The sequence below is a fragment of the Candidatus Pseudomonas phytovorans genome (assembly GCA_029202525.1).
Taxonomy (GTDB): domain Bacteria; phylum Pseudomonadota; class Gammaproteobacteria; order Pseudomonadales; family Pseudomonadaceae; genus Aquipseudomonas; species Aquipseudomonas phytovorans.
Map to the genome: position 1 here is coordinate 2,954,237 of CP119325.1, position 18,513 is coordinate 2,972,749.

General features: G+C 62.8%; 18 protein-coding genes. 3 read left to right on the forward strand and 15 right to left on the reverse strand.

The window, feature by feature from the left end:
• The first annotated feature begins 37 nt into the window (after positions 1-37).
• Positions 38-1,267 carry an acyl-CoA dehydrogenase gene (locus tag P0Y58_13220; protein ID WEK33096.1) on the forward strand — a complete coding sequence of 410 codons (1,230 nt, stop codon included), beginning with the start codon at positions 38-40 and terminating at the stop codon, positions 1,265-1,267.
• 79 nt (positions 1,268-1,346) lie between these two features.
• Here the strand turns inward: P0Y58_13220 and P0Y58_13225 are convergent.
• From P0Y58_13225 to ribBA, 8 genes are all read right to left on the reverse strand, one after another.
• A protein-coding gene (locus P0Y58_13225) for an IS3 family transposase (GenBank protein WEK33097.1) occupies positions 1,347-2,701 on the reverse strand; the annotation gives its coding sequence in 2 pieces (ribosomal slippage) (positions 1,347-2,209 and positions 2,209-2,701; 1,356 coding nt in all).
• A 133-nt stretch (positions 2,702-2,834) separates the two neighbouring features.
• The gene (locus P0Y58_13230) at positions 2,835-3,899 is read right to left on the reverse strand and encodes a TerC family protein (GenBank protein ID WEK33098.1); all 1,065 of its coding nucleotides are present in this window, start codon (positions 3,897-3,899) and stop codon (positions 2,835-2,837) included.
• Positions 3,900-4,065: 166 nt separating this feature from the next.
• Positions 4,066-5,373: a substrate-binding domain-containing protein gene (locus P0Y58_13235; GenBank protein ID WEK33099.1), complete on the reverse strand. Its 1,308-nt coding sequence runs from the start codon at positions 5,371-5,373 to the stop codon at positions 4,066-4,068.
• Between the two features lie 112 nt (positions 5,374-5,485).
• Positions 5,486-6,634: an ABC transporter ATP-binding protein gene (locus P0Y58_13240; GenBank protein ID WEK33100.1), complete on the reverse strand. Its 1,149-nt coding sequence runs from the start codon at positions 6,632-6,634 to the stop codon at positions 5,486-5,488.
• A 17-nt stretch (positions 6,635-6,651) separates the two neighbouring features.
• Positions 6,652-7,458, reverse strand: a complete 807-nt coding sequence (locus tag P0Y58_13245) for an ABC transporter permease (GenBank protein WEK33101.1) — start codon at positions 7,456-7,458, stop codon at positions 6,652-6,654.
• Positions 7,459-7,464: 6 nt separating this feature from the next.
• Positions 7,465-8,382 (reverse strand): ABC transporter permease, encoded by a 918-nt coding sequence (locus P0Y58_13250; protein WEK33102.1) that lies wholly within the window; start codon positions 8,380-8,382, stop codon positions 7,465-7,467.
• Positions 8,379-9,404, reverse strand: coding sequence for a polyamine ABC transporter substrate-binding protein (locus P0Y58_13255; protein ID WEK33103.1), 1,026 nt, complete (start codon positions 9,402-9,404; stop codon positions 8,379-8,381). The genes P0Y58_13250 and P0Y58_13255 overlap by 4 nt, the downstream gene beginning before the upstream one ends.
• Positions 9,405-9,772: 368 nt before the next feature.
• Positions 9,773-10,894 carry a bifunctional 3,4-dihydroxy-2-butanone-4-phosphate synthase/GTP cyclohydrolase II gene (ribBA, locus tag P0Y58_13260; GenBank protein ID WEK33104.1) on the reverse strand — a complete coding sequence of 374 codons (1,122 nt, stop codon included), beginning with the start codon at positions 10,892-10,894 and terminating at the stop codon, positions 9,773-9,775.
• Between the two features lie 77 nt (positions 10,895-10,971).
• Between ribBA and P0Y58_13265 the strand changes: the two genes are divergently transcribed.
• Positions 10,972-11,265, forward strand: coding sequence for a DUF1330 domain-containing protein (locus tag P0Y58_13265; GenBank protein WEK33105.1), 294 nt, complete (start codon positions 10,972-10,974; stop codon positions 11,263-11,265).
• A gap of 133 nt (positions 11,266-11,398) precedes the next feature.
• On the opposite strand, the gene P0Y58_13270 is transcribed toward P0Y58_13265, so the two are convergent.
• Positions 11,399-12,418, reverse strand: a complete 1,020-nt coding sequence (locus tag P0Y58_13270; GenBank protein ID WEK33106.1) for an alpha/beta hydrolase — start codon at positions 12,416-12,418, stop codon at positions 11,399-11,401.
• A gap of 146 nt (positions 12,419-12,564) precedes the next feature.
• Here P0Y58_13270 and P0Y58_13275 point away from each other — a divergent pair, with 146 nt between their 5' ends.
• Positions 12,565-13,449, forward strand: a complete 885-nt coding sequence (locus P0Y58_13275) for a LysR family transcriptional regulator (protein ID WEK33107.1) — start codon at positions 12,565-12,567, stop codon at positions 13,447-13,449.
• A gap of 7 nt (positions 13,450-13,456) precedes the next feature.
• Here P0Y58_13275 and P0Y58_13280 read toward each other — a convergent pair whose 3' ends face one another.
• From P0Y58_13280 to P0Y58_13305, 6 genes are read right to left on the reverse strand one after another with little or no spacing between them, the layout of a single operon-like run.
• Complete coding sequence (locus P0Y58_13280) at positions 13,457-13,945, reverse strand: DUF2878 domain-containing protein (protein ID WEK33108.1); 489 nt, start codon at positions 13,943-13,945, stop codon at positions 13,457-13,459.
• A 2-nt stretch (positions 13,946-13,947) separates the two neighbouring features.
• Complete coding sequence (locus P0Y58_13285; protein ID WEK33109.1) at positions 13,948-15,207, reverse strand: cyclopropane-fatty-acyl-phospholipid synthase; 1,260 nt, start codon at positions 15,205-15,207, stop codon at positions 13,948-13,950.
• The gene (locus P0Y58_13290) at positions 15,182-15,994 is read right to left on the reverse strand and encodes a DUF1365 domain-containing protein (GenBank protein ID WEK33110.1); all 813 of its coding nucleotides are present in this window, start codon (positions 15,992-15,994) and stop codon (positions 15,182-15,184) included. Before P0Y58_13290 ends, P0Y58_13285 begins: the two co-directional genes overlap by 26 nt.
• Positions 15,991-17,238, reverse strand: coding sequence for an FAD-dependent oxidoreductase (locus tag P0Y58_13295; GenBank protein ID WEK33111.1), 1,248 nt, complete (start codon positions 17,236-17,238; stop codon positions 15,991-15,993). The genes P0Y58_13290 and P0Y58_13295 overlap by 4 nt, the downstream gene beginning before the upstream one ends.
• Before the next feature lie 3 nt (positions 17,239-17,241).
• Positions 17,242-17,994, reverse strand: a complete 753-nt coding sequence (locus P0Y58_13300; GenBank protein ID WEK33112.1) for an SDR family NAD(P)-dependent oxidoreductase — start codon at positions 17,992-17,994, stop codon at positions 17,242-17,244.
• The gene (locus P0Y58_13305) at positions 17,991-18,413 is read right to left on the reverse strand and encodes a nuclear transport factor 2 family protein (protein ID WEK33113.1); all 423 of its coding nucleotides are present in this window, start codon (positions 18,411-18,413) and stop codon (positions 17,991-17,993) included. The genes P0Y58_13300 and P0Y58_13305 overlap by 4 nt, the downstream gene beginning before the upstream one ends.
• Between the last annotated feature and the right edge of the window lie 100 nt (positions 18,414-18,513).

Sequence of the window (18,513 nt, forward strand, 5' to 3'; positions counted from 1 at the left end):
TCTGGCCCATGTTCTTCGAACCGTGAAGGTAGCCCCGATGGATTTCGCCTATTCGCCCAAGGTCCAGGCACTGCGCGAGCGCGTCACTGCGTTCATGGACGCCTATGTCTACCCCGCCGAAGCCGTGTTCGAGCGCCAGGTTGCCGAAGGCGACCGCTGGCAGCCCACTGCAATCATGGAAGAACTCAAGGCCAAGGCCCGCGCCGAAGGGCTGTGGAACCTGTTCTTGCCGGAATCGGAGTACGGCGCAGGCCTGAGCAACCTGGAGTACGCCCCGCTGGCGGAAATCATGGGCCGCTCGCTGCTCGGGCCAGAGCCGTTCAACTGCTCGGCGCCGGACACCGGCAACATGGAAGTGCTGGTGCGCTACGGCAGCGAAGCGCAGAAACGGCAGTGGCTGGAGCCGTTGTTGCGCGGCGAGATCCGCTCGGCGTTTGCCATGACCGAGCCGGACGTAGCCTCCTCGGACGCTACCAACATGGCCGCCACTGCGGTGCGTGACGGCGACGAGTGGGTTATCAACGGCCGCAAGTGGTGGACCTCTGGCGCCTGCGACCCGCGCTGCAAGGTCATGATCTTCATGGGCCTGTCCGACCCTGAAGGGCCACGTCACCAGCAGCATTCCATGGTGCTGGTGCCCACCGATACGCCCGGCGTGAAAATCGTCCGCCCGTTGCCGGTGTTCGGTTATGACGATGCTCCCCACGGCCATGCTGAAGTGCTGTTCGAGAGCGTGCGAGTGCCTTATGACAACGTGCTGCTCGGCGAGGGCCGTGGCTTCGAGATCGCCCAGGGGCGACTTGGCCCAGGGCGTATCCACCACTGCATGCGCTCGGTCGGCATGGCCGAGCGTGCGCTAGAGCTGATGTGCAAGCGCTCGGTCGAGCGTACGGCTTTTGGTCGGCCACTGGCGCGGCTGGGCGGCAACGTCGACAAGATCGCCGATTCACGCATGGAAATCGACATGGCCCGGCTGCTGACTTTGAAAGCGGCGTACATGATGGACACCGTCGGCAACAAGGTCGCCCGCAGCGAGATCGCGCAGATCAAGGTAGTGGCGCCGAACGTGGCGTTGAAGGTAATCGACCGGGCAATTCAGATGCATGGTGGGGCCGGGGTAAGCGGCGATTTCCCGTTGGCCTACATGTACGCCATGCAGCGCACCCTGCGCCTGGCCGACGGGCCGGATGAAGTGCACCGGGCGGCGATTGGCAAGTATGAGATTGGCAAGTATGTGCCTGTGGAGCTGTTGCGAGGCGGGCGCTGAAGTTGTCAGCCCGCGCCGGCCTCTTCGCGGGTAAACCCGCTCCCACAAATATGGACTGCCCCCCAAAAGTTGGACAGTTCTATGCTGCCGCCTGGGTCCTGTACTCGACAGGGCTCAGGCCATTGAGCCTTAGCTTGATGCGGTCATGGTTGTAGTAGTGAATGTACTCATCCAGGCCCGCTTTCAATTCATCAATACTCTCGAAACGCTTGAGGTAGAAAAATTCTGACTTGAGCGTGCCGAAGAAGCTTTCCATAGCTGCATTGTCTAGGCAATTGCCTTTACGAGACATGCTCTGTTTCACCCCACGACTGCGCAGCTGGTGGCGATACTGACCCTGCTGGTACTGCCAGCCCTGGTCGGTGTGGAGCACCAGCTTCGGCTTTTCTCCCAAGGTTTTGAGTGCCTTGTCGAGCATGTTCCCAACCAGGCTGTACTGAGGGCGACTCGCCGTCTCGTAAGCGATGATTTCTCCGTTGTACAAATCCATCACAGGCGAAAGATAGAGCTTCTGTTCAGCCACTTTGAACTCAGTTACGTCACTCACCCATTTCTGATTAGGACGCTGGGCAACGAAATTTCGCTCCAGCAGATTCGGCGCTATCTTGCCAACAACACCTCGGTACGACTGATACTTCTTAGGTCGCACCAGTGACTGCAGACCCAGGGCAGCCATCAGCCTCTCGATGACCTTCTTGTTGACCAGTACCCCACCTTTTCTGATCACGAGTGCAACGCGTCGATAGCCGTAACGCCCTTTCTCTTTGCGATAGACCTGCTGAATCTGCTCTTTAAGCTCGGCATATTTGTCCGGCTTCTGCTGAGCTTGCACCTGATAGTAAAAGGTACTGCGAGCCAGCCCGACCAGACGCAGCAGGTCAGGCAAAGGGAATCTAGGCTTGAGCCTCGAAACGATCAGGACTTTTTCCCCGACATTCGTTCCTTTTCCTCTCGCAAAGCCTTGAGCTCCTTTAAGACAGCGTTCTCCATGCGCAGATATTCGAGCTCCGCCATCAGCTGGTCTCGGGGCTTTTGCGAATCGTCAGTATTTGTGGGTTTTGCTGGTTTGATCTTCTTCGGCACTTTGATCGGCTTTTTCTGGCGGTCGACAGGGGCTATAGGGTCACCACTGTAGTACTGCCGCTGCCAGCTGCCTATCTGCGATGATTGACCGAGGCCAAAATGTGCTGCGGTTTGCCGCATGGAAAGGCGATGTTCGTGCATGTAGCTCAGCACCTGTCGCTTGAAATCGTCGTCATAACGCCGCCCATGTGAGCGTGAAGAAAGGCTGGATTCGCTCTGATGGCTGGAAACCCACCGGCGGAGCAGGCTGAAATCAACATCGAAATGCTGGGCTACCTTTCGGAAGCCATTATTGCCATCCAGGTAGGCTGAGACGGCTGTGAGCTTGAACTGCTCTGTGTATTTGCCCATAGGTCCCCCAAGGGTTGGATTTTTTGTCCAACTTCTTGGGGGCAGTCCAAATACAACGTGGGTCCGAAGCCTGCGCGGTACCTCCGGGATATTGGTTGTATGGGTTTATTTAAATTTTATATAGGCCCGGGGGTCAGACCCGCATCTGCGGGTCTTCCTCTTTCCGACCGACTGGACAATCGGTATTTGAAGGCTGCTCTGGCGAGTGATTCACGATTGCCGCCTTTTCCCCCCGCGTTTTCACCAACGAAACCACCACCCCACCCAGCAACAACCCGAACGTCACTCCCAGCGACAGCAACGCCGGCACCTTGCCCACCATGCCGTGGTAGAAAATCTTGCAACCAATAAAGATCAGCACCAGCGCCAACGCATACTTGAGGTAAACGAACCGGTGCATCAGCGCCGACAGCGCAAAGTACAGCGAACGCAGCCCAAGAATGGCAAAGATGTTGGAGGTGTAGACAATGAACGGGTCCTGGGTAATGGCGAAAATCGCCGGCACGCTGTCGACGGCAAACACCAGGTCGGCCAGCTCGATCAGCACCAGTGCCAGGAACAACGGGGTGGCATAGCGCACTGCTTTGCTGTGCCCGGGCGGGGTTTGGCGCACGAAGAAGTGCGAGCCGTGGATTTCGTCGGTGACGCGCATGTGCCGGCGCACGAACCTGATGATCGGGTTGTTGGCCAGGTCAGGGTGGCTGTCCTCTTTCGACAGCGCCATCTTCACCCCGGTAAACAGCAGGAACGCACCGAAGATATACAGCACCCAGGCAAAGTTCTGCACCAGTGCAGCACCCACGCCGATCATGATCGCCCGCAGGAACACGACCCCGAGGATGCCCCAGAACAGCACGCGATGCTGGTAGCGGCGGGGGATGGCGAAATAGCTGAAGATCATCGCCATGACGAACACGTTGTCCATCGATAGCGATTGCTCGACCAGGAAACCGGTGTAGAACTCCAGCGCCGACTGAGCGCCCAGTTGGTACCAGACCCCGACGCCGAATAGCACACCAACGCTGAAGTAGCCTGAATACAGCAGCAGGCTTTCACGCATTTCGATTTCCCGGTCATGGCGGTGCAGCACGCCCAGGTCGAGCACCAGCAAACCGATGACGATGGCCATGAACACCAGCCACAACCAAGCGCTGGTACCGAGTACAGGGGTGGTGAGGAATGCTTGCAGAGCTGTCATGAGCCCCTCCTTGAATGTCGACGTTGCATGGCAACAGTGATCCGACATCACGGCTTGGCAGCCGTCAGAGGGGCCCGGTATCACATGAATTTGAGCCTAGACCCGTTTGCAGGGGATACCGAATGGGGAGCTGTTACATTTCTTTGCCAAGGCCGTGATGAGGCCTTCAATACACCCACACCTCGACCCGTCGGTTACGCAGTCGCCCTTGCTCCAGCTCGTTTCCCGCCACCGGCAGTTCATCGCCCATTCCGGTAATCTCCAGCAATTCCACGCCATCGCGCGCCAGCTCGCGGCGCACTGCCTGGGCCCGCAGGCGCGAGAGCAGGGCTGCGCGTCCTGGCGTTTCCTTGGGGTCGCCAAACCCTACCAGCACTGCTTTGCTCTGTAGTTTGCCGGCCTGGCGCAGGTACTCGGCCACGCGCTGCACATCGCGTAGAGCCTTGTTGTCGAGGCTGGCGCTGCCTTCCTGGAAGCGGAAGTTCACGCTCAGCCGCTGCGCCTGCTGGGCCAAGGTGCGGTAGCGCGGCGGCATGTCGGCCTGGGGGGCTACCGGCTGGGCCTGGATCTGTTGCGAAACGAAGCCCTGCCGGGCGACGATCGCCTGGCCGGCCGGGCTCTGGGCAAAATCGGCCAGGGCCTTGGCCTGCGCCTTGGGGTTGGCGGGCAAGTAGAAGTACAAGCGCCGTGACAGCGGGTAATCTTCGCTGGCCACCAGCGCGCGCTCCGGCAGCATGGCCGGTGCGTCGCCTTCGGCTACCGCCAGCACCTTGGCCCCGTGTACCGCCGCCAGGCTGCTGAAGCCGATGGCCTGGCGGTCGGTGGCCACCTTCAACGCCAGTTCGTCGCTGGACTCGAAGCGCCGGGCTTTGGCTGACAGGTCGTCATGCTGGGGCTCCAGCACGAGCGCCTTGAACGTTTCGAAGGTGCCAGAGCGGTCGTCGCGGGCGTACAGGTGAATGGCGCCACCAGCAATGCCCAATTGCTCCCAGCGCTGGATTTTCCCGGAAAAAATATGCGCCAGCTGCTCGGTGTTCAAGCCAGGTAGCGGGTTGTCGGGGTGGACGATCACCGCGACACCGTCCAGGCCGATCACTTGCTCGGCGCTGGCAGCGCGCAGGTCGCCCAAGGCTCGCAACTGGCGCACTTCGCTGTCGTTGATCGGTCGCGAGGCGGCTGCCAGGTCGGCGTCGCCACGGCCGAGGGCGGCGAAGCCGGTGCTGGAGCCGTGGGCGGCAATGTCGACTCGCACCGGCCGGCCATTCGCGTCCTGCGCGGTAATCACGGTTTCGTTGGCAACATTGCCGGATTGCTGTGCAATGGCGGTGGCGTGCTGTGCGCGCAGTTGCCCTTGGACAAGCGCCGGCAGCAAGGCCGCGCCGATGGTGTTGGAGCCTTGCACGCGCAGGTGAGCGGGCTCGGCCAAGGTCGCCAGTGGTAACAGGGTGAGCAGCAAGACAAGCAGGCGAGGCATGCCGGGTGGCCTATGGCATAGAGTTGGCCGGCAGATTACGACAGTGGCGTGATGATTATGTGACAGTCCGTAGGGGAGGGCTTTTGCCCTCCCTTCGCGGCGAATGGCGAACTCAATGCGCCCCGGCGGATTTGCTCAGGTCACTCTCGGCCCATTCGGTGTAGATGCACGCATCCGCCACTGCCCAGCGCACCTTCACGCTGTCGCCCGGCTGCATCGGCATGCCCGCAGCCGAAAGCGCCTTCACCGTCAGTTCGGTACCGCCCGCAGTCACCACATGGCAGGTCTGGCTCTCACCGAGGAACAGCACCTCGCCCACCTTGGCGCTGACTTCGTTCCAGCCCGCTGGCAGTGGCTCGCGCGCAGCCTGTTCGGCGGTCAGTGCGAGGGCTTTCTCCGGGCGCACCATGATCAGTGCATCCTGTGCTGCGGCCAGGCCCGGGGTCAGGCGAATGGCTACCGACTGGCCTTCAAAGCTACCTGCGCCATTGCTGCTGGCTTTGATCCGCAGGAAGTTGGAGTTGCCCAGGAACGAGGCGACAAAGGCATTCGGCGGGTTCTGGTACAGGTCGTAACCGGTGCCCAGGCCGACGATTTTGCCGTGGCTGAAGATGGCAATGCGCTGGGACAGGCGCATGGCTTCTTCCTGGTCGTGGGTCACGTAAACGATGGTGATGCCCAGCCGGCGGTGCAGCTGGCGCAGTTCATCCTGCAGGTCTTCGCGCAGCTTTTTGTCCAGGGCGCCGAGCGGTTCGTCCATCAGCAGGATGCGTGGTTCGTACACCAGCGCCCGGGCAATCGCTACGCGCTGCTGTTGGCCGCCGGACATCTGCGACGGTTTGCGATGGGCGAATTTATCCAGCTGTACCAGTTTGAGCATGGCATCGACGCGCTTGTTGGTCTCGGCCGCTTTGAGCTTGCGGATTGCCAGCGGGAAGGCGATGTTGTCGCGCACGTTCAGGTGCGGGAACAGCGAATAGCGCTGGAACACCATGCCGATATCGCGCTTGTGCGGCGGCACGTTGACCAGCGACTGGCCGTCGACCAGGATCTCGCCGCTGCTGGGGGTTTCAAAACCCGCCAGCATCGACAGGGTGGTGGATTTTCCCGAGCCGCTGGAGCCGAGGAAGGTCAGGAATTCGCCGTCCTGGATTTCCAGGTCCAGGTTGTCCACGGCGGTGAAGTCGCCGTAGTGCTTGTTCAGGCCGCGCAGGCTGACGAGGGTCTTGCCTGGCGCGTTGTCTTTGATCACTGCACTCATTGTTGTTTTCTCCGCGCTCAGGCGTTTTCGGTGCGCCGGCGCAAGGCGGCGGCAATGAACATGACAAGCAGCGACAGGCCGATCAGCAGGGTCGAGGCGACGGCGATGACCGGGCTGAGATCCTGGCGCAGGGTGGTCCACATTTTCACCGGCAGGGTCTGCAGGTCGGGGCTGGCCATCATCACGCTCAGCACCACTTCATCCCACGACACCAGGAAGGCGAACAGGCCGCCGGCGATCATCCCGGGGCGAATCGCCGGGAAGGTCACCTTGAAGATTGCCTGCAGGCGCGAAGCACCGCAGATCACTGCGGCATCCTCGATCGACTGGTCGAACAGCTTCAGCGAGTTGATGATCGAGATGATGGTGAAGGGCAGGGCGACAATCACGTGGCTGACCACGAAAGCGAACAGCGTGCCGGTGTAGCCAAGCTTGAGGAACAACGCGTACACCGCCACGGCAATGATCACCAGCGGTACGATCATTGGCATGGTGAACAGGCCATACAGCAGCTCACGGCCCGGGAAGCGGCCACGCACCAGGGCGAAGGCGCTGGGAAGGCCCAGCAACACGGCAGCGACGGTGGTCAGCACGGCTACCTTAAGGCTGGCCAGCGCAGCGTCCATCCACTCCGGGTTGGAGAAGAACTGGCCGTACCACTTGAAAGTCCAGCCCGGTGGCGGGAACACCAGCCACTGGGAGGAGCCAAATGACAGCAACACGATGAACACCACTGGCAGCAGCAAAAAGGCCGCAATGACCCCGGTGGTCAGGTACAGGCCCGTACGCAGCGGGCGGCCCATGGCATTGGGAGACAGGAGCATGGCGGTTTACCTCGCGTTGCCAACCGGGGACTCCGGCTGCAGCTTCAGGTACAGGTAGAAGAGCACCAGGGTGATCGCCACCAGCAGTGCGGCGGCGGCGCTGGCCAGGCCCCAGTTGAGGAACGACTGCACCTGCTGAATGATGAACTCGGGCAGCATCATGTTCTGCGCCCCGCCCAGCAGCGCCGGGGTGACGTAGTAACCGAGCGACATCACGAACACCATCAGCGCCCCGGAGAACAACCCCGAGCGGCACAGCGGCAAGAACACCTTCCAGAAGTTGGTCCACGGGCTGGCACCGCAGATCGAGCCTGCCTGCAGCACCATCGGGTCGATGGCGTGCATGGTCGCCTGCAGCGGCAGCACGATGAACGGGATCATGATGTAGCTCATGCCGATCACCACGCCGGTGAGGTTATGCACCATTTCCAGCGGGGCATCGATGATGCCCATGGCCATCAACGCCTTGTTGATCACCCCCGAGCTTTGCAGCAGCACCAGCCACGAGTAGGTGCGCGCCAGCAGGCTGGTCCACATCGACAGCAGCACGATGTTCAGCAGCCAGCGGCCCCAGCCTTTGGGCACCAGGGTGATCGCCCAGGCCAGCGGGAAGCCCAGCAGCACGCTGATCAGGGTGACCACGCCGGCCACCGAGAAGGTGTTGAACAGCACCCGTGCGTAGGCCGAGTTGGCGAACAGCTGCTCGTAATTGCCCAGACCCGGCGTTGGCTCCAGCACCCCGCGCAGCAACAGGCCGACCAGCGGGGCGAAGAAGAACAGGCCAAGGAACAGCAGCGCCGGCAGCAGGTTGCGGCTGCCTTTCCAGCGCTGGCTCAGGCTGACGCGGCGCGGGGCCGTACCCGGGGCGCCAGCGCCCGTGGGGGCACCTTGCGCGTTATGCAGGGCGTTGATGGCGACTTTCATTTGACCAACCACTCATTCCAGCGCGCCGCGATGGCCTGACCGTTTTTGGCCCAGTAGGCGAAGTCGAGGGTGACCTGGTCCTGGGCGTAGGCGGTCGGCAGGTTTGGCGCGAGTTTTTCGTCAAGCTTGGCCACGCTGTCGACGTTGACCGGGGCGTAGGCGGTCTTGTTGGCGAACTCGGCCTGGCCTTCGGCGCTGCTGGCGTTGGCCAGGAACTTCATGGCCGCGTCCTTGTTCTTGGCGCCTTTGGGGATGACCAGGAAGTCGGCCATGACCAGGTTCTGTTTCCAACTCACGCCCACTGGCGCGCCGTCTTGCTGCAGGGCGTAGACGCGGCCGTTCCAGAACTGGCCGAGCGAGGCTTCACCCGAGGCCAGCAACTGCTGCGACTGGGCGCCACCGCCCCACCAGACGATGTCTTTCTTGATGGTGTCGAGCTTCTTGAAGGCGCGGTCCAGGTCCAGTGGGTACAGCTTGTCCGGCGCTACACCGTCGGCCAGCAGGGCCAGTTCCAGAACGCCTGGGCTCGGCCATTTGTACAGCGCGCGTTTGCCCGGGTAGGTCTTGGTGTCGAACAGCGCGGTCCAGTCCACCGGCTTGTTGGCACCGAGCTTGCCTTCGTTGTAGCCCAGCACGAAGGAGAAGAAGAACGAGCCGACGCCATGGTCGGAGACGAAGCGCGGGTCGATCTTGTCGCGTTTGATCTGGGTGAAATCGAGGGGTTCGAGCAAGCCTTCGCTGGCGGCACGCAGGGCAAAATCGGCTTCGACATCGACCACGTCCCACTGCACGTTGCCGCTTTCTACCATGGCCTTGAGCTTGCCGTAGTCGGTGGGGCCGTCCTGGACAACCTTGATGTCGGTCGACTTGGTGAAAGGCACGGCCCACGCTTCTTTCTGGGCGTCCTGGGTGGTACCGCCCCAGCTGACGAAGTTCAGGCTGTCAGCGGCCTGGGCGGCCTGACATGCCAGGGTCAGCAGGCTGGCGGACAGCACTGCGGTTACACGTTTGCTCAACAGCATGGTTACGCCCTCGTTGCTTTTGTTATTCGAGGCGGGGCTTTTGGTGCGCCCGCCAACAGTATTCGGGGAGCAGCTAAAACAAAGTGTCTTGTGGCCGTTTTTGATTGTAGGTGCCGGCCTGCAAATTCAAGGTCTACGGGATATCATATTATGGTATTCCAAGCTTTTCGCAAGAGGTATGAGGCGACCGGCCATCACTCCGCGTTCAGGCGGGGGCCCATTACTAATCGGGGTAATTGATTTGCACGGGGTCCAAAAGCTTGCGCGGTCCCTGTGGGAGCGGGCGGGCCCGCGAACACGGGCGGAGCCCGTGCCATGCACCGCGGTGTCTGCTTCGCGGGCTTGCCCGCTCCCACTGGGACCGTATATCAACCTAAAATCCCGGGCTCAAAGGGGATGCTCTGCACCACCTCCAGCTCATACCCCGCCAGCCCCGCATATTTCAGCGGTGGCCCCAGATGGCACAGCTTGCCCACGCCCAGATCCTGCAGAATCTGCGCCCCGGTGCCGACTTCGGAGTACACCTTCGACTGCCCTCGCTGGTAAGGCCTTACCGGCTGGGTCAGCTGTGGTATGCGCTCAAGCAAAGCTTGGGAGGACTCATGGTTGGCCAGGACCACCACCACCCCAGCACCTTCCTCGGCCACCTTCTGCAGCGCCGCCCACAACGTCCAGTTGGCCGGGCCGGCGTACTCGGCGCCGACCAGGTCGCGCAGCGGGTCGATCACATGCACCCGCACCAGGGTCGGCTGCTCGCGGCGGATGTCGCCCATGACCATGGCCATGTGCACGCCGCCCTCGATGCGGTCTTCGTAGGTCACCAGGCGGAAGGTGCCATGCACGGTCGGCAGTTCGCGTTCGCCGATGCGCTTGATGGTCTGCTCGGTGCTCAGGCGGTAGTGGATCAGGTCGGCGATGGTGCCGATCTTGATGCCATGCCGGGCGGCAAATACTTCCAGGTCGGGGCGGCGGGCCATGGTGCCGTCGTCGTTGAGCACTTCAACGATCACCGAAGCCGGGCTGAAGCCGGCCAGGCGCGCCAGGTCGCAGCCAGCTTCGGTGTGGCCGGCGCGAGTCAGCACGCCGCCTTCGCGGGCGCGCAGGGGGAAGATGTGGCCAGGTTGCACGAGGTCTTCGGGGCGGGCATTGGCGGCCATGGCCGCCGCCACGGTACGCGCCCGGTCGGCGGCGGAAATGCCGGTGGTAACGCCGGTGGCCGCCTCGATCGACACGGTGAACGCCGTGCTGAACGCGCTGCCGTTGGCCGGTACCATCTGCTCCAGGCCCAGCCGCTGGCAGTGATCGTCGGTCAGGGTCAGGCAAATCAGCCCTCGTGCTTCGCGGGCCATGAAGTTGATGGCCTGGGCGTCGCAACGCTCGGCGGCGATCAGCAGGTCGCCTTCATTTTCGCGGTCCTCGTCATCCACCAGCAGGACCATCTTGCCTTGCCGGTAGTCCTCGAGCAGTTCCTCGACGGTGTTGAAAGCCATGTTGCACGCTCACTGTGGTGGGATGATTATTATGGTATACCATCATACACAAATATCGCCGTAACAGGAGAGAGCGCATGAAGGCCTACTGGATCGCCCATGTGGACGTGACCGACCCCGAGCAATACCAGCAGTACACCCAGCGCGCCCCGGCTGCCTTCAAGGCGTTCGGCGGCCGCTTCCTGGCCCGTGGCGGGCGCAGCGAGGCGATGGAAGGGCGGCCTACCCCTCAGCGTAGCGTGGTGATCGAGTTTGATTCGTATGAGCAGGCGGTGGCGTGTTACCGGTCCGCGCTTTATCAGGAGGCGTGCAGCCATCGCCAAGGGGTGGCGAAGGCCGATGTGATCATTGTGGAAGGGTTCGAGCCCTGATGTTTGGCTGATGGCCCTTTCGCGGTTTCACCCGCGAAAGGGCCGGTCCTGCTTATGGCATAGCTGGCAGTTCATGCGGCCGTAGGTCAAACCCAGCACCTCGGCATCCACTCCGCCGCATGGGTGGATGGGGTTATTGCAGGTGTACTTTCAGTTCACCAGCCGCCTGGCGCATTGCAGCTTTGACCGCCGGCACCTGGCTCAGCGGGTTGAGCAGCCCATAGTCGTGAATCATCCCGTTGTACCGCACCGAGGTCACGGTTACGCCGGCTGCATTCAACTTGCGGGCATACGCCTCACCCTCATCGCGCAGCACATCGAACTCGGCTGTTTGCACCAGCGCCGGTGGCAAGCCTTTCAACTGTTCGCTGCTGGCCCGCAGCGGCGAGGCGTAGATCTGCTCCCGGGCCTTGGCATCGGTGGTGTAGCTGTCCCAGAACCACTTCATCATCCCGGTAGTCAGGAAGTGCCCTTCGGCAAACTGTTTGTACGACGCAGTTTCGAAGCTGGCATCGGTCACCGGCCACAGCAGCAACTGGAAGCGCAGGGCGGGGGTGCCGGCCTCTTTGGCCTTCAGCGCCACGACTGCCGCCATGTTGCCGCCGACGCTGTTGCCGGCCACGGCCAGGCGCTTGCCGTCCACGCCGATTTCCTTGCCGTGCTCGGCCACCCACCGGGTCGCGGCGTAGGCCTGGTTGATTGCGGTCGGGTAGTGCGCTTCCGGCGACGGGGTGTAGTCGACATAGACCGCGACCGCACCCGAGCCGACCACCAGGTCGCGGATCAGCCGCTGGTGGGTCGGGAAGTCGCCCAGTACCCAGCCGCCGCCGTGGAAGAACATGAACACTGGCAACTCACCTTTTACATTGGCCGGGCGCACCACCTGCAGTTTGATCGACTGGCCGTCGGCCTGAATGGTGCGTTCCTTCACCTCGATACCGGAGAGGTCGACCTTCACCGAAGCCTGAGCGCCGGTCAGCACCGCACGGGCGTCTTTCGGGCTGAGCTGCTCCAGTGGCTTGCCGCCGCCTTGTTCCAGAGCTTGAAGGAAGGCCTGGGTGTGCTGCTCGACGCCTGGGCTGCCAGCGGCGAAGGCGCTGGAAACAGACAGGGCCAGAAGGGAAGCGGTGAGGGTTTTGTGGACAATGTTCATGAGCGAATCCTTTTCTGTGCAAGTGTGGGTAATGGGCGTCTTGCCTGGCCTGCTGGGCCATCGCTGCGGCTTGTGTGTAGATTAGGGAGATGCAGTGATGGGAAAAAGCCGCTATAAAGCGTTTGACTGTCAACAAGATCGAGACAATGAACCCTTACGAAGACATGCGCATCTTTGCCCAGGTCATGGAAGCCGGCAGCTTCACCGCCGCCGCCGACCGCCTGGGCATGTCCAAGCAATCGGTCAGCCGGCGGCTGATGCAGCTAGAAGAGCGCCTGGGTGTACGCCTGCTCAACCGCTCCACCCGGCGCCTGGATGCCACACCGCTGGGCCAGCACTACTACCAGTCGGCGCTGCGCCTGCTGGGTGAGGTGCAGCAGGTGGAGCACGACATCAGCGGCCAGGCCCAGGCCTTGCGCGGCACCCTGCGGCTGAGCGCACCGCTGTCGTTCGCCATGTCGCACTTGGGCTGCCTGCTGACAGAGTTCCTGCAGTTGCACCCGCAAGTCGATGTAGAGGTGGACCTCAGTGACCGCGCCGTAGACCTGATCGGCGAGGGCTACGACCTGGCGCTGCGCATCGGCGCGCTGGAGGACTCCAGCCTGATTGCCCGGCGTATTGCCAGTGTCGAGCGTGTCTATTGCGCGAGTCCGGCTTACCTGAAGACGCGGGAAGTTCCGGTAAAACCAGAGGACCTGGCCGGGCATGACTGCCTGCCCTACGGGCATTCGCGACAGGTGCAGTGGCAGTTTCGCCAGGGCGGCAAGGCGCAGGCGATTCAGGTGACCGGGCGGATGCGTGCAAACAACGGCGAGTTGCTGCGCGATGCGGCCATTGCCGGGATGGGGGTGACCTACCTGCCGACCTTCATCGTTGGGCAGGCGCTGGCGGATGGGCGGCTGGTGAGTGTGCTTGAAGAGTGGACGCCGCCGGCGTTGCAGTTGTCAGCGGTGTACCCGCAGCACAGGCAGGTGGCGCGGCCGGTGCAGGGTTTTGTCAGCTTTTTGCGTGAGCGGTTGGTGCAGTTGTAGGTCAGCCTCAGCGCCTGGCCGCGAAACGCAATGCCAGCGGCAAGGTGAGGGCCCAGATCGGCGCCAGGATCAACCCGGTGTAAAGCGGTCCCAAGGGCAGGCCGACGCCCCCCAGACGGGCCCCGGCCAGATACGCCAGCGGCCCGCCCAGCATGCCCAGCAACGCGGCGCGCCAGAGCGGTCGACCGGCCCAGGCCAGGCTATGGCGCAACCCACTGGCCAGTACCAGCCACAGCAACGCCAGCCAGAGCGGCAGGGGCCATTGTGCGAAGCGGAACACGCCCAACATGCCCAACAGGCTGTCGAGCAGGCAACCGGCAATCGTCACACAGGCCAGAACCCGCATTTCACTGACAGGGTGAGTACAGAGGCGCAGGTGTACCAGCAGGCCAGCCGCCGCGGTCAGCAACAGCCAGGGCCGGTGTGCACCCAGCACACAGGCCCACCAGCCGGCCTGCAGCCACAGCGCATTACCGATCAGCCAGCTGCGGGCCATGCTCAAGAGGCCAGCAGTGGTGCCCGACGCGCTTGCGGCCCGGCCCAGAGCAATTGCGCCACGCCGATGGTTCGTTCTTCGAAACCGCCCTGGCAATAGCAGAGGTAGAACTCCCACAAGCGCTGAAAGGTATCGTCATACCCCAGCGTCATCAGCTCCGCACGCGCCAGGTGCAAGTTGTCGCGCCAATGGCGCAGCGTGCGCGCGTAGTCCTGGCCGAAATCTTCCAGATGGACCAGGTTCAGCGCGGTCTGCCGGCTGGCGGTGTCCAGCAGCACACTCAGCGAGGGCAAGGCGCCGCCGGGGAAAATATACCGCTGGATAAAGTCCACCGAACGCCTGGCCTGGGCATAGCGCTGGTCGCGGATGGTAATGGCTTGCACCAGCATCAGGCCGTCGTCCTTTAGCAACGAGGCGCACTGGCGGAAGTATGTCGGCAGGTAGCGGTGGCCGACAGCTTCGATCATCTCGATCGACACCAGCTTGTCGAAGCGCCCTTGCAGGTCGCGATAGTCCTGGTGCAGCACCGTGATGCGCTGTTCCAGGCCCAGTGCTTTGACCCGTTGCAGGGTATGGGCATGCTGCGCCGCCGACAGGGTGGTGGTGGTGACCCGGCAGCCATGTTGCAGCGCGGCGTGGATGGCCAGCCCGCCCCAGCCGCTGCCGATTTCCAGCAAGTGGTCGTGGGGCTTGAGTTCGAGCTTTTGGCAGATGCGTTGCAGCTTGTTGGTCTGGGCCTGCTCCAGGGTTTGCCCGGGGCTGTCGAACTGTGCGGCGGAGTACATCATGGTGGGGTCGAGCAGGCGCTCGAACAGGTCGTTGCCCAAATCGTAGTGCGCCAGGATATTGCGCCGCGCCCCGCGCCGGCTGTTGCGATTGAGGCGGTGCAGCAGGCGCAGGGCAGGGCGCGCCAAGCGTGCCAGGCCGCCCTCCATGGCATCGAGCACATCAAGGTTGGCAACAAACAGCCGGGTGACCGCAGCAAGATCCGGGCTGCGCCAGTAACCGTGAATGTAGCCTTCCCCGGCACCAATCGAACCATTGCCGGCGACAAGGCCCCAGGCCGCGTCGTCAATGATTTCCACTTCCGCATACAGCGGGCTGGCAACGTCGCCAAAGGTCCACTGCTGGTCATGGCTGATCAGGCGCAGGTTGCCATGGCGCAGTTGGCGCAACTGCGCGAGCACTGCGCGCCTGGCCAGGCTGCCGAGCAGCGGGGCAATGCTCGCCGATTTGCTAACGGTCAGGGTCGGTTCGGGCATGGTCGGGCTCCTCGCGGGCGGGTTGGCCGAGTGCCAGGTCGTGCTGGCTGGCGATGTGGTCGTGCACGGGCGTGCGCTTGAGCAGCAGGCGCAGGGCCTGCCAGTAGATGCTGGTGAGGGTGCGCAGGCTCATCCAGGGGAAGGCCAGGATGTGCCGCCGCAAAGCAGCACGGTCCAGCGGCTGGCGTTGCAGCGCCAGGTGGGCTTCGAACACCTTGTGTCCGGCGCGCCAGTTTTCCATGTGCAGGCTCACCCGCTGTGCATCGAGGGCAAAGCGCAGGCGGTATTCCATGTCCAGCGGCATGAACGGCGAGACATGGAAGGCCTTGGCCACTGAAAATGGCCGGGTCAGGTCGCCGTTCACGGGTAGCACGTAGTGGAAGCGTTCACGCCATGGGGTGTTGCGGACCTCCAGCAGCACGGCCGCAAGCTGGCCCTGGCGGTCATGGCAGAAGAAGGCACTTACCGGGTTGAACGAAAGCCCCCAGCAGCGTGGTTGGGTAAGCAGGTGTACGGCGCCTTGGGGTGCTTGCCCCATCGCCTGTCCAACGATCAGGCGGACTGCCTCGGCCAATGGTTTGCCTTGGCGGGTCAGTGCCGGCAGGTAGTCGGTTTCCCGCCAGCACAAAGGCGCCAGTCGAGATGGCCCCAGCCAGCGGCACAGTCCGAGCAGTTGCTGTTGTTCGCTCAGGTCGAGGTAGAACATGCCAACCCGGTAGCGAAACGCATGGCGTCGTGGGCTCAGGCGCAGGTGGCTCACCCAGCCCTGGCACAGGCTGCTGTTCACAACTGTTCTCCAAAATGCCGGGCGACGTGCAGCGCACTGAGCACGCCGTCTTCATGAAAGCCGTTGGCCCAATAGGCGCCGCAGTAATAGCTGTGCAACGGCCCTTGTAGTTCGCCCTGGCGGGCCTGTGCAGCCAAAGCGGCAAGGCTGTACTGTGGATGGGCGTAGGCGATGCGGGCGAGGATGCGTGCCTGGTCCACGTCGGCTGCCTGGTTGAGGCTGACGCAAAACGTGGTCGGCGCGTTGAGGCCCTGGAGGATGTTCATGTTGTAGGTGAGCGCGGCGGGCGCTTGCGGGTTGTCGCCCAGGCGATAGTTCCAGGCGGCCCAGGCCTTGCGCCGCTTTGGCAGCAGGCGCGTGTCGGTGTGCAGCACTACATCGTTGCTGGCGTAGCGGATGGCACCGAGTATGGCGCGCTCCTGTTCGCTGGGCGTTGCCAGCATGGCCAGAGCCTGGTCGCTGTGACAGGCAAACACCACCTTGTCGAAGCGCTCTCTGCCACCTGCCCAGGCAACTGCTACGCCGCGATCATCACGCTCGACCTGCTGCACCGCACAGCTCAGCCGGATGCGTTCGGCAAAGGGTTGGCACAACGGCGCGAGGTAAGCGCGTGAACCGCCCTCGATCACCTGCCATTGCGGGCGATGGTTGACTGAAAGCAGGCCGTGGTTTTGGCAGAAGCGCACGAAGAATTGCAACGGGAAATCCAGCATTCCGGCTGGCGACATCGACCAGATCGCCGAGCCCATCGGCACGATGTAATGGTCGATGAAGCGCCTGCCATAGCCTTGGGCATGCAGGTACTGGCCAAGGGTGGTGGCGCCATCGATGCGCTGCTGTTGCAGGTCGGCCGGGGCCTGGCGGTTGAAGCGCAGCACGTCCCGCAGCATCCCCCAGAAGCCAGGCGATAGCAGGTTGCGTCGTTGGGCGAACAGGGTGGCCAGGTTGTGACCGTTGTACTCGAAACCCGTGCGCGGGTCGTGCACCGAAAAGCTCATTTGCGTCGGCCGCCAGGCGACGCCCAGGTGCGTGAGCAGGCGGATGAAATGCGGATAGGTCCAGTCGTTGAACACGATGAAGCCGGTATCCACCGCGTAGCGCTGGCCCTGCCAGTGCACGTCGACAGTATGGGTATGCCCGCCGACGCGGTCCGCTGCCTCGAACACTGTGATCTCATGGCGACGGGACAGCAGGTGGGCACAGGTGAGGCCGGCGATACCGCTACCGATGATGGCAATGCGCATGGGTCAGCCCTGTGGTTGGCGCGCCAGATGGCGGCCCAGCTTCAGGCGCCAGCGCGCTGGCAATGCGCCTAGCAGGCGCAGCACCAGGGTGAATGCGGCGGGGAAGGTGATGTCCAGCGGGCGGTGGGGCAGGCGCGCGATGATATGGGCGGCGGCGCGTTCGGCGCTCCACAGTTGGGGCATGGGGAAGTCGTTGCGGCGGGTCAGGGGGGTATCGACGAAACCGGGGCTGACCAGGGTGACATCGATGCCTTCCCCCGCCAGGTCGATGCGCAGGGATTCGATCAGGTAGCGCAAAGCCGCCTTGGACGCGCCATAGGCCCCGGCGCGTGGCAATGCCAACCAGCTGACCGAGCTGCCCATGACCACCAGGTGTGGCTGCCGGCCGCAGCGTAGCAGCGGCAGGGCGGCGGCCAGGCAAAGGCTGGTGCCGGTCAGGTTGGTGCGTATCACCCGCTCAACCAGCGCCGGGTCGAAGTGCCCCGGCTCCAGGTATTCGCAAGTGCCTGCATTAAGGATCACCAGGTCCAGTGCACCCCAGGTGTGCTCGATCTGCCCGGCCATCTGCGCCACTTGCCCAGGCTGGTCTACATCGCCCACGGTCAGCAATGCCTGGCCCGGAAACTGCTCGGCCAGTGCGGTCAGCTTGTCTGCATGGCGTGCCCCCAACGCCACCTGATGGCCTTGTTCCAGCAAGCGCAACGCCAGGGCCGCACCGATTCCGCTGCTGGCTCCGGTCAGCCAGCAACGGCTCATGCCAGCCTGCCTTTGAGCCAGCGAATGGCGCTGCCCATCACCGGCACATGCTCGTAGAGCAGCGCGCCGGCGTCGAAGTAGTCCTGGTGAAAGTGCACCCGCTCATGCCAGCGCAAGTGGCTGCAGCCCTGCAGGCTGATCAGTTGCCCACGCGCCAGCTGCGGGTGGCGGTAGTGTAACGTCCAGCGAATATAGCCCTGGCCCGGCTCCAGCTCGTCGGTGCCCTCGAACCGGTAGTGGCACTCAGGCACCTTGGCGTACAACTGGGCGAAATAAGCCCGCAACGCGGGAAGGCCGGTGAGCTGGTGCAGTGGGTCACGGAATGCGACGTCTTCACTGTACAGGTCGTTCAGCAGGTCGAGGTTGTGCGTATCAAGCGTGGCAAAGCGTTCGGCGAAGGATTGCAGGTAGCTGGACATGCACAATACCTGTACAAAATGAATCTGTTGTACAAGGTATAGTGCAGGTCACTGTAGAAATCTATACAGAATAAATTTTCTGTACAGTTTTGTTGGTTCG

Bases quoted from the DNA above. Each gene is read 5' to 3' on its own strand.
- P0Y58_13220 (WEK33096.1), top strand. From the start codon at position 38: ATGGATTTCGCCTATTCGCCCAAGGTCCAGGCACTGCGCGAGCGCGTC.
- P0Y58_13230 (WEK33098.1), bottom strand. From the start codon at position 3,899: ATGACAGCTCTGCAAGCATTCCTCACCACCCCTGTACTCGGTACCAGC.
- P0Y58_13235 (WEK33099.1), bottom strand. From the start codon at position 5,373: ATGCCTCGCCTGCTTGTCTTGCTGCTCACCCTGTTACCACTGGCGACC.
- P0Y58_13240 (WEK33100.1), bottom strand. From the start codon at position 6,634: ATGAGTGCAGTGATCAAAGACAACGCGCCAGGCAAGACCCTCGTCAGC.
- P0Y58_13245 (WEK33101.1), bottom strand. From the start codon at position 7,458: ATGCTCCTGTCTCCCAATGCCATGGGCCGCCCGCTGCGTACGGGCCTG.
- P0Y58_13250 (WEK33102.1), bottom strand. From the start codon at position 8,382: ATGAAAGTCGCCATCAACGCCCTGCATAACGCGCAAGGTGCCCCCACG.
- P0Y58_13255 (WEK33103.1), bottom strand. From the start codon at position 9,404: ATGCTGTTGAGCAAACGTGTAACCGCAGTGCTGTCCGCCAGCCTGCTG.
- ribBA (WEK33104.1), bottom strand. From the start codon at position 10,894: ATGGCTTTCAACACCGTCGAGGAACTGCTCGAGGACTACCGGCAAGGC.
- P0Y58_13265 (WEK33105.1), top strand. From the start codon at position 10,972: ATGAAGGCCTACTGGATCGCCCATGTGGACGTGACCGACCCCGAGCAA.
- P0Y58_13270 (WEK33106.1), bottom strand. From the start codon at position 12,418: ATGAACATTGTCCACAAAACCCTCACCGCTTCCCTTCTGGCCCTGTCT.
- P0Y58_13275 (WEK33107.1), top strand. From the start codon at position 12,565: ATGAACCCTTACGAAGACATGCGCATCTTTGCCCAGGTCATGGAAGCC.
- P0Y58_13280 (WEK33108.1), bottom strand. From the start codon at position 13,945: ATGGCCCGCAGCTGGCTGATCGGTAATGCGCTGTGGCTGCAGGCCGGC.
- P0Y58_13285 (WEK33109.1), bottom strand. From the start codon at position 15,207: ATGCCCGAACCGACCCTGACCGTTAGCAAATCGGCGAGCATTGCCCCG.
- P0Y58_13295 (WEK33111.1), bottom strand. From the start codon at position 17,238: ATGCGCATTGCCATCATCGGTAGCGGTATCGCCGGCCTCACCTGTGCC.
- P0Y58_13300 (WEK33112.1), bottom strand. From the start codon at position 17,994: ATGAGCCGTTGCTGGCTGACCGGAGCCAGCAGCGGAATCGGTGCGGCC.
- P0Y58_13305 (WEK33113.1), bottom strand. From the start codon at position 18,413: ATGTCCAGCTACCTGCAATCCTTCGCCGAACGCTTTGCCACGCTTGAT.